The organism is Pseudogracilibacillus amylolyticus (SeqCode) (assembly GCF_051918545.1).
GTDB lineage: Bacteria > Bacillota > Bacilli > Bacillales > Amphibacillaceae > Pseudogracilibacillus.
This window is the reverse complement of record NZ_JBPPZG010000160.1, coordinates 1-9,306: the sequence shown is the minus strand read 5'-3', so window position 1 is coordinate 9,306 and position 9,306 is coordinate 1. Positions and strand designations below refer to the sequence as shown.

At 35.6% G+C, this 9,306-nt stretch carries 8 protein-coding genes; 1 reads left to right on the top strand and 7 read right to left on the bottom strand.

Annotated elements, in window-relative coordinates; all coding sequences use genetic code 11:
- From ACPYKA_RS15480 to ACPYKA_RS15455, 6 genes are all read right to left on the bottom strand, one after another.
- Nucleotides 1-767: transposase (locus ACPYKA_RS15480; protein ID WP_479543117.1), on the bottom strand; the 767-nt coding region annotated here is incomplete at its 3' end.
- A gap of 683 nt (nt 768-1,450) precedes the next feature.
- Nucleotides 1,451-1,633 carry a cold-shock protein gene (locus tag ACPYKA_RS15475; RefSeq protein WP_479543116.1) on the bottom strand — a complete coding sequence of 61 codons (183 nt, stop codon included), beginning with the start codon at nt 1,631-1,633 and terminating at the stop codon, nt 1,451-1,453.
- A gap of 554 nt (nt 1,634-2,187) precedes the next feature.
- Nucleotides 2,188-2,931, bottom strand: a complete 744-nt coding sequence (locus tag ACPYKA_RS15470) for a Cof-type HAD-IIB family hydrolase (protein ID WP_479543115.1) — start codon at nt 2,929-2,931, stop codon at nt 2,188-2,190.
- 11 nt (nt 2,932-2,942) lie between these two features.
- Nucleotides 2,943-4,166 (bottom strand): CynX/NimT family MFS transporter, encoded by a 1,224-nt coding sequence (locus tag ACPYKA_RS15465; RefSeq protein WP_479543114.1) that lies wholly within the window; start codon nt 4,164-4,166, stop codon nt 2,943-2,945.
- Nucleotides 4,167-4,280: 114 nt separating this feature from the next.
- Nucleotides 4,281-5,621, bottom strand: coding sequence for an ISL3 family transposase (locus ACPYKA_RS15460; protein WP_479543113.1), 1,341 nt, complete (start codon nt 5,619-5,621; stop codon nt 4,281-4,283).
- Between the two features lie 167 nt (nt 5,622-5,788).
- Nucleotides 5,789-6,946 (bottom strand): YhgE/Pip domain-containing protein, encoded by a 1,158-nt coding sequence (locus ACPYKA_RS15455; RefSeq protein WP_479543112.1) that lies wholly within the window; start codon nt 6,944-6,946, stop codon nt 5,789-5,791.
- A gap of 168 nt (nt 6,947-7,114) precedes the next feature.
- Between ACPYKA_RS15455 and ACPYKA_RS15450 the strand changes: the two genes are divergently transcribed.
- A complete protein-coding gene (locus tag ACPYKA_RS15450) occupies nt 7,115-7,708 on the top strand; it encodes a TetR/AcrR family transcriptional regulator (protein WP_479543111.1) in 594 nt (197 codons plus the stop codon).
- Nucleotides 7,709-8,081: 373 nt separating this feature from the next.
- On the opposite strand, the gene ACPYKA_RS15445 is transcribed toward ACPYKA_RS15450, so the two are convergent.
- On the bottom strand, nt 8,082-9,306 hold a 1,225-nt coding region (locus ACPYKA_RS15445; RefSeq protein ID WP_479543110.1), incomplete at its 5' end, for a TRAP transporter permease.

Below are 9,306 nucleotides of genomic sequence, written 5' to 3'. Positions count from 1 at the left end.
CGAATTAGATGAACACCGTTCTCCAATGCGAATTTGACAATTTGACGGCTTATCTTATGGTTTGTTTCTTTCATCCAAGCAGATTCCTTGTTTTTCGATTTGCGAATAGCATCAAGTTTCTTCAAGCTCCCAAGTTTTCGTCTGCGGGAGGCAAAGCGCCTTCTTCGATATGCTATTTTCTTTCCCGAGAAGAAGATAGATGTCGTTCCAATAGTAGCTACAGCAAGCTGGCGCAATCCGATATCAATGCCCATGGTGCTCGATGAAGCTTGATCGGCTTGCTTTTTCTCCACTTTAAAGGACAAGGCGATTGCGACAAACCACTGCCCTCTTTTTTCAAAAAGTTCCGCAGCGCCTTGTTTAACCGTGCCAGACAAAAGTTTGTCAAGCCACCGCTGTTGATGGTCCGTATAGACGACAGGCACACCAACCCGCTTTTCTAGTGTAGGAAAAGAAACTTTATATAACCCGTTTTCTTTTTCCACCTTAAAGTTTTGATTATTGAAGCTACACCACATACAACGAAACGTTTCCGCTTTCTGTTTTTTCTTTTTCGACTTTACTGCCCGAATCGTTTGATTGACAATAGCGGAAGGAAATGGCTCATCCGAATAACGTTTAAACACTTTCGAAGTAGCTGTTTGAAGTTCGTCAAAACCCAAAAGCCAATTCGAAAAAGCGGTATTTATCGCTGTCATTTTACGGTACATTGCCATTTTCTCTTTTGTCGGTTTTTGAAGCTCTAGCTTAAGTGTGATCGTTTGCAAGTTGCCCACCTCCTGCTTCAATTATAACATAAACAGGAACATTTGTACCTTTTTTGATTTTATTTTCATGCATTTCTTAAGAAAAAAGAATTTCAAATACTTGAAGTGGTACAAACCTTCGTTTTTTGTATCACTCCGTACTTTACCTCACTTTCATCCCATGTCTAAAGACAGTGGGCTTTCCCGTTCGGAAAATCTGTAAGTCGCTGATACACTTTCAACCATTTTAAATATCATTTCCTCTTACTTTTAGTATATTGTACATTCCTAATTATGATGCAATAATTATAGTCAAGTTGTAAAAAACTTACCATCTATTGTCTTGGGAGTTTTAATCCGTGCATTATCATTTGCAGACTCCATCGCTTCTTCATCATTTTTAAACGTTCTGGTTCAAAATTCCTTCTTAGAAAACTCTAATTATATTATCACATTTAAATACAGCCGGCTTTGCATAGTATCCGTTACCAATTTATATGTGATATTAATGATCCTTGCTGGGATTTCATCCGAACTGAGCAACCTTCCTTCTCAACTTGAGCAACTTCAACTTCAACTTGAGCAACACCTTATCCATAATTTGATATGTAGTTGAAAACACAAAAACTTGGGCTTATCCCAAGTTTTTCGTTGTAAAATAAAATAGACTAAAACCTTCTCATTTCAGTCCAATATCATTATTTTTATTCTAAATCTGGAAGAATTCGAATTTCCTGTTCCATGTCGGATTGACATAGTGGACATTCAGGCTCTTTAGCAAAGCTGAATGATTCTCTCATCCAACCTTGACAGTCATCATTTGTACATGACCATACATTCGTTTCAACCTCTGGTAATGGTTCTTTTGGTCCTCTAGAAAAAGCCATTGTACCATCCCCTTTCACTTATCTTTATTATACCTCTTTTTTGAAAATAAAGAAAGTTGACATAACGAAATAGTTTAGACTTGCTTGCAATACTCGCCCAATTTGCTAAGCTAATTTTGGTTGTCTCACTTCTCGATTTTTTTCGATTAACATTCTCACTACTATTAGTCTTTCCTTTCAAACGGAAAGTATTCATTAGAAAACTTGGCGTTCGTTAAAGAAAACGTGCCCTCATCACTAGGGGTATTCCGGCGTTAGGCAGAGAGCCTGTTCTTAGTCGGCCTTCCTCGAAGCCGTAACAACGGTGACTAGGTGATGTTGCACTTATGCTTCGTGAGTGCAAGCCTTAATTGCACTTACGAGTGATTGACGTGCAAGTGACTTACGCCTGAGACAAATCTTTACGGTGGGACGAACGAAAAAGTAAATGTCCTTCGTGAAGACGAGCAAGCGTAGTTCCTGTCCCAAGACGCCCGAGCTTTTAGCCAGTGAGCGAGTCAAGAAAGTTTTATACTTTCATATCTGCTAAAAAAACGGTCCATTTTACAGACCGTTTATTCTTGCTTTAAAACATATTTTTCTATTGCCTTTGCTACGCCATTTTCATTATTTGTATCTGTTACAAAGTCAGCAGTTTCAAGAATCAACTGCTGTGCATTCTTAACTGCTACTCCAATTCCGGCTTGTTCAATCATTTTAAAATCATTTAGACTGTCCCCAACTGCCATCACTTCATCCATTGTTATATCCATTCGTTTACAAATCGTTTCAATCGCATAAGCTTTATTTATGCCAAATTTATTTATTTCAATATTCGTTAGCGACGAGTTCGTTATTTCAATGTCTTTGAAATTATTCAGTTCATTCAATAATTCAGTCTTTGTCGCTTCTGTTAAATTTCCATACCCAATTTTTAACCATTCATGATCCGCAAACTTTTCGGGTCTCCTAGCATTAACAAAGATTTGATCTGTCGCAACTAACCACATATGTAAATTTCGTTCGTTTCCAAGCTGCCATAATGTTTCAATTTTTTCAGCGTTTAATGGATAACGTTCAATTATTTCATGATCGGAAGTCCAAATTTCAGCGCCATTAGATGTAATAATATAGGACGACAAATTAAGTTCTTCGGAAAATGTAGCACATAATGGCAAAGGTCTACCTGTACTTAGAACAATTTCAACACCTCGTTGTAACGCCTGTTGGATGACATCGTGCGTATAAGGCGTAACTTCACCATCATCGTTTAATAATGTTCCATCCATATCGAGAGCTATTAATTTTATTTTCGACATAACAATCTCCTTTAATTTTCCAATACATATTTATTTTGACCCGCTTGCATACCAACATAAATAATAATAAACGTGATTCCAATTAATATGATAAGTGGAACTGTCCACGCATGGGTAATATCATAAATAAACCCAATAAAAATTGGGCCAATTGCTGCAAGTAAATACCCAATCGATTGTGCCATTCCGGAAAGTTCAGCCGCATCCTTGGCATTTTTTGCCCGAATAGAAAGAAATGACAATGAAAGAGCAAAATTTGCACTAGAAGCTATTCCAATAAGTGATATCGCAAAAATAATTAACGCAAAGCTCGGCTTACATAATAAAATAACAATACCAATTATATAAAGGATGTTATTTGCTAATACTAACCCTCTTTGTGATTTCATTTGAACGGCTATCATCGGGATCATAAAACTAATCGGAATTCCAAGTAACTGAAAATAAGACAACATATAACCTGCAGTTGCTTTTCTCATTCCTTCATCCATCAATAATTCAGGTAACCATGAAATCGTTACGTAAAAAATTAATGACTGGAACCCCATAAATAATGCAACTTTCCAAGCAAGTTTAGACTTCCAGATACTGCTTCCTTGTTTCGATTCAAAAAACCTTACTTGTTTTTCAAGTTTATCTTTTCTGCTTTTCTTATATATAAACAGCCAAATAATCAAACCGGTGACAGCAGGCGTTATCCAAACGAATAAGGCTACTTGCCAACCTAAGTTTAGTCCTTCTGATAAAGGAATGCTTACACCAGAAGCCGTTGTTGCAAGTAGTGACATAGATGTTGTGTAAATACTTGTCATAATCGCAACCTTCGTCGGAAACTTTTCTTTAATAACACCTGGTAAAAGCACGTTACAAATTGCAATTCCTAATCCAATGCATAACGTTCCAAAAAATATTAAAAAAACAACAGAAATAGATCGCAGGCTAATGCCAATTATTAAGATTAACAAGCCTAATACAAGTGTCATTTCATTCGATAATCTATTAGCTATTTTGGGTGCCATCGGTGACATGATGGCAAACGCAATTAAAGGCAAGCTGGTCAGCAACGCTACACTCCAATTGGAAAAACCAACATCATCCCGGATTGTTCCGATGAGTGGTCCTACAGACGTGATTGCCGGACGCAAATTAAATGCAATCAACACAACTCCGATCACTAATAAAGTTTGATATAATTTATTATCATTTTGTAACGTTTGAATGTTCTGTTCATTCACTCCACAAAACCACCTTTCTAACTCCCTACCAATGATAACATAGTATTGCATCCTCGTCTTAGTTTTTTAAACGATATTTATATTGGGTAATCGGAAAATAGTGTGGAAAGAGGGTTAAAAGATACCCTCTTCCATGGCCTTGATCAGTGTGGAAAAATCAGCACCGTAGATTTCCTCATACACCCATTCATAACCAGCTTGTTCCCAATTTGGGAATTGATCAGGTAACATTTTTCCGAATGTAACTTCAACTTCTTTGAATTTCTTTTTCTTTTTTACTTTACGATAACCTTGAGTGAATAAAATCTTTGCCCTGAGAACATCAAAGGAGTATCCACGACCAACATGATTCATTGTCTTAATTAAACGGTTCAGGGACTCTGTATAGGCGTTTGTGATGGGAGAATTGAAATAGTTGAAAATTTCTTCTTCCCAATTATTCATTGACTTAATCAGAGCTTCGAAGTAGGTCATTAACTCTTCAGGTACATTTAAAAGCCAATTTTGATAAAGTTTATAAGCTTCATTGACTGATTTAGCTTCATAGATGTCAAAGAATTGCTCTTTTAGCTCATAGGCTTGACCAAGTAATGGGAACATATCAGTCCATACCTGCAGTTTAATCTGATCATCGAAGTCATTAAGGTCTTTTCGTCTTTTTAGAAGCACATAACGGTCTCTCATGAGTTGCCTACGCTCTTTGGCTGACACACTTTGACGGTTTGCCTTTCGTATCCTTTCCAAGGCTTCATTAGCTAATTTAACTACATGAAACTTATCAATAACAATTTTGACATGAGGCATCACTGTATTAACAGCACTTTTATAAGGATTCCACATATCCATTGTTACAAGTTCAATTTTATCGATGTCTGTGAGCTTTAGAAGATAACTGATGACCATATCTTTATTCCGCTTTCGTAAGATGTCAATTACCGACTTATTTTCAACATCAGTAATAACACAACGATAGTTTTTAAATAAATGGACTTCATCAATACCAAGCCATTTGGGAGTTCTAAAATCTGTTTGTGCTTCGAGTTCGACAACATAATCATTAAAGATGTTTCGAACAGTCTTTTCATCCACTCCTATATCATCTGCAACACTGGTAAAGGTCTTTTCGAGACTTGCTTCTTGAATCCAACCTATAAGTCTATTAGTAACCGAACGATTAACATCCATATCGGGGAGATTTTCAAAAAACGTTTCATTACATTCCCTACATATAAACCGTTGACGTTTTACATAAATACCGACACGTTTTGCGTGTATTGGTAAATCGAAAAAGAGTTGTTCCTTTTTACCATGTTTATAGAAGTTAGGAACTGACCCACACTTGGGACAATATGTAGGTTGTGAGCTAATAGATTCCACTAAAAACCTGTAATCATATTCACTTTCTTTCATATCAAGAATTTCAAAGTTAGGTAGGTTAAGAATATTTGGTAACAATTATTTTCTTCCTTTCGGAATATATCTGAACTTATAAAATTGATATGGTTCACACATTATAATATTGCAAAGGGATAGATAAACAGGCATTGTACCTGCTAATCTATCCCTTTTTTAATCAATATGGTTTCTCACATGATTCAAATTGAAAGTCTAATTTTCAAATTCTATCCTTTATTTTTAATTGTTGTATAAATAAGCGATACGATAAAAGCGCCCATTCCAAAAACTGTCATTACGAAAAGGGCATTTCCAATTGAAGAACCCGAATATATGACAGTATAAATCCCCTCGGTAAAATAGGTAGCAGGTAAGAAGGGACTTATCCATGTGTAATATCTGGTAACAAGTTCGATTGGCAAAACAATTCCACTAGTTAATATCTGGACTAGAAGAAGTAAAATAAGAAATCCGACACCTTTAGTTGAAAATAGATCAATAAATACTTGAATAAATAAACTAAACATAAAAAATGCTACAGATAAAAACGCCCATAATATACTATAGCTGGTGGCAATTTCAATATTAAAACTGTAGAAAATAAGTAAGATTGCTAGTGGATAAAGGATTGCAGACAAAATATTTAAGACCTGTTTATGCCAGAGAATCTGCCAAGATGGAGATTCAACTTTCACAAGATTAACTTCTTTTTCATACAAAAATGTGCGAATTAATGCACTAACAAATACCGTTAGAAAGATTAATAATGGTAAGACATTGTTTAAACTATTATTGTTCTCATTAATTTTAACAATATTGCTGTTTATACTTGTATAATCCAGGCTATCTAATGAATGCCCTACAATTTCTTTTGATTGTTGTAGGGGTTTATTCACTGACATTTCGTCTTCCATTTTTGTATAGAATTCCTCGATCCCAGATGTTATTTTTCCCTTCTTCATTTTATACATGTTTTCATTCAACAATTGTGTAATTTCTTCAGCTGCTTTTTCCATAGCAGAATCAATTGCAGGTTGGCGTGCTTCATCAATGGTGAAATTTATAACAGGCTTTCCTCCTTGAATACTAGCCGTAAAATCATTAGGGATTTCAATTACCATATGCGCTTTTTTTTCTTTCAGTTGGTTCATTGCTTCATCTATACTTGTTTCCTCAACTAAATTAAAAGGTGCATTTGTTTCAATTTGATTGGTTATCTCTGTACCTATTCCTTTATCATCATTGACGATAATGACATTGATCTTTTCTATGTTATCTTCTATACCGTTAAATGCAGGTAAATAAAGATATAGCAGCCCAAGGGCAAAAACAACTGGAATAAAGATTCCTAACATTAATCTTTTATTTTTTAATAAAGTTTTCATGTGCATTTCCCCCTCCTTCAAAATAAACAACATGTTGTTGCCATTAATTATATATTTGTTATAATTAATATACAACCAACTATTTTTATTGTTCTGTTGCTTAAAAAACGTTGGAAGCGAAATTGTCTTTTAGTATATAAATAAACAACAAAAATGGGGGAAATGCTTATGAGTGAATCCAGTGATTTGCGTATCGTCAAAACGAAACAGCTATTAAAAGATGCATTATTAATGCTTATTCAAGAAGAAGAGTTTGAGAATATTACAGTTAAAAGACTAACAGAACGTGCGAAAATAAACAGATCTACATTCTATGCTCATTTTTATGATAAATATGATCTACTGGAAAAAACAATAGATGAGGAGTTGTTATCATTTGCGGAAGAAGTCGCGCCTAAAAGCGATGACGATTTAATGGCAACACATATTCCGACATCACTTTATTTAAGAGCAACACAATATATTTACAAACAGGCTGATTTTTTTAAAATAATGATGGAGGAAAGTGGAATTCCTGCTTTTCAGCAACAGTTTCTGCAAATAATTAAAAAGTATATGGCGACTCATCTTGAAAAATTCCATTCTAAACAAGATAAAATGGAAATCCCTATGGAATTTTTCATCTCTTATATAGCTCATGCATATATTGGCGTTATTTCATATTGGCTTGAAAGTGGCATGCAATATTCACCCGAATATGTGGCCCAGAAACTAGCTAACATGACAATAGAAGGGCCATTTAGTGTTGCGGGATTAAAATAAAGGTTCATGCAATATACTTGGCTAAAACTTTAAAAATCAAGTAGGGAAGAAGCCTTTGTTATTTTCATTCCCTACTATTCTAAATATATTCCACATCATAATCCGAACAATAAAGGAAAAACAGTAAAGAGTAATTACACATGATAATCCGATTACCCTTTATATTTTACTATCATAGCTATTTCATGCTTTACAAGTAATTTTAAACGATCGATCAATTGTCAAATGAGGTAAAACATGCTAACTCGGAAGGAAAATTGTAGAGTTGTCATTTGGTGAAAATGGACACGTAAAAACACCCCAATATATTGACTTTATGTCTACTATTGGGGTGTATCTGAATCTTTACATATCAATTAATTCTTTTAGAAATTTATGAAGAAGCGGGATTTGTAACAGATTGTGCACCTATACCACTATCATCTTCACGCTGCTTTTGGATGAACCAAACAATAAGTAACAATGCGATTCCAATAAAGTTGGTTATCATTTCCGGCATGATTAATAAAATTCCACCAATAAATAATAGTAATCGTTCCCATGCTTTCGAATGCCTGATATAAAACCCTAGCATGGCACTACTAACCCCGATCATTCCTAATAAAGCGGATGCAATAGCGATACTCATTTTAAAGAAAGTAGCATCCACCATTAAAAGAATAGGATCATAGACAAAAATGTACGGAACGATAAAGGCTGCGATGGCCAGCTTAACTGCCGTGACTCCACTCATAAACGGATTTGCTCGTGCGATACCGGCTCCTGCATATGCGGCAAGACAAACAGGTGGTGTAATATCAGCAACAATCCCAAAATAAAAGACAAACATATGAACAGCAATCGGAGCAATATCAAACCCATTTATTAACGCAGGGGCGGCAATAGTTGCAGTTACAACATAGTTAGCCGTTGTTGGCAAGCCCATCCCTAAAATGAGACAAGCAATCATCGTGAAAAACAATGCTAAAATTAGATGTCCTGCAGATAGAGCGATAATTCCAGAGGCAAATTTTGCACCTAGACCCGTTATACTTACGACTCCTGCAATAATACCGGCCGTTGCAACTGCTGCAATTACGGGTAGAGCTACTCTTGCCCCTTGTTCCAACACATAAATTGTTTTTCTAAACGACATGCGTGATTCTTTACGTACTAAACTGACTAAGTATGCAGCGATAATCCCATAAATAGCAGCACGTTGTGGTGTAAAGCCAACCATCACGGTACCGATAATCACAAATAACGGGAGTAACATATACCCATATCTAAGCATTTGTTCTTTTAATTTAGGTAGTTTTTCCGGTGGTAGTCCCAATATCCCTAATCTTTTTGCTTCAAAATGGGTACCAATAAAAATTCCTGTAAAATATAATACTGCTGGTATTGCTGCCGCTATCATAATTGCTCCATACGAGACTCCTAAATATTCCATCATAATAAACGCTGCTGCTCCCATAACCGGTGGCATAATTTGTCCTCCTGTTGAAGCAGAAGCCTCTGTACCAGCAGCAAATTCAGGTTTAAACCCGGAGTTTTTCATCATTGGAATTGTGAATGACCCGGAGGCTACAGTATTTCCAACAGAACTTCCCGATATC

Coding starts and splice junctions, on each gene's coding strand:
- ACPYKA_RS15450 (WP_479543111.1), top strand. CDS start 7,115: ATGAGTGAATCCAGTGATTTGCGTATCGTCAAAACGAAACAGCTATTA.
- ACPYKA_RS15455 (WP_479543112.1), bottom strand. CDS start 6,946: ATGAAAACTTTATTAAAAAATAAAAGATTAATGTTAGGAATCTTTATT.
- ACPYKA_RS15475 (WP_479543116.1), bottom strand. CDS start 1,633: ATGGCTTTTTCTAGAGGACCAAAAGAACCATTACCAGAGGTTGAAACG.
- ACPYKA_RS15470 (WP_479543115.1), bottom strand. CDS start 2,931: ATGTCGAAAATAAAATTAATAGCTCTCGATATGGATGGAACATTATTA.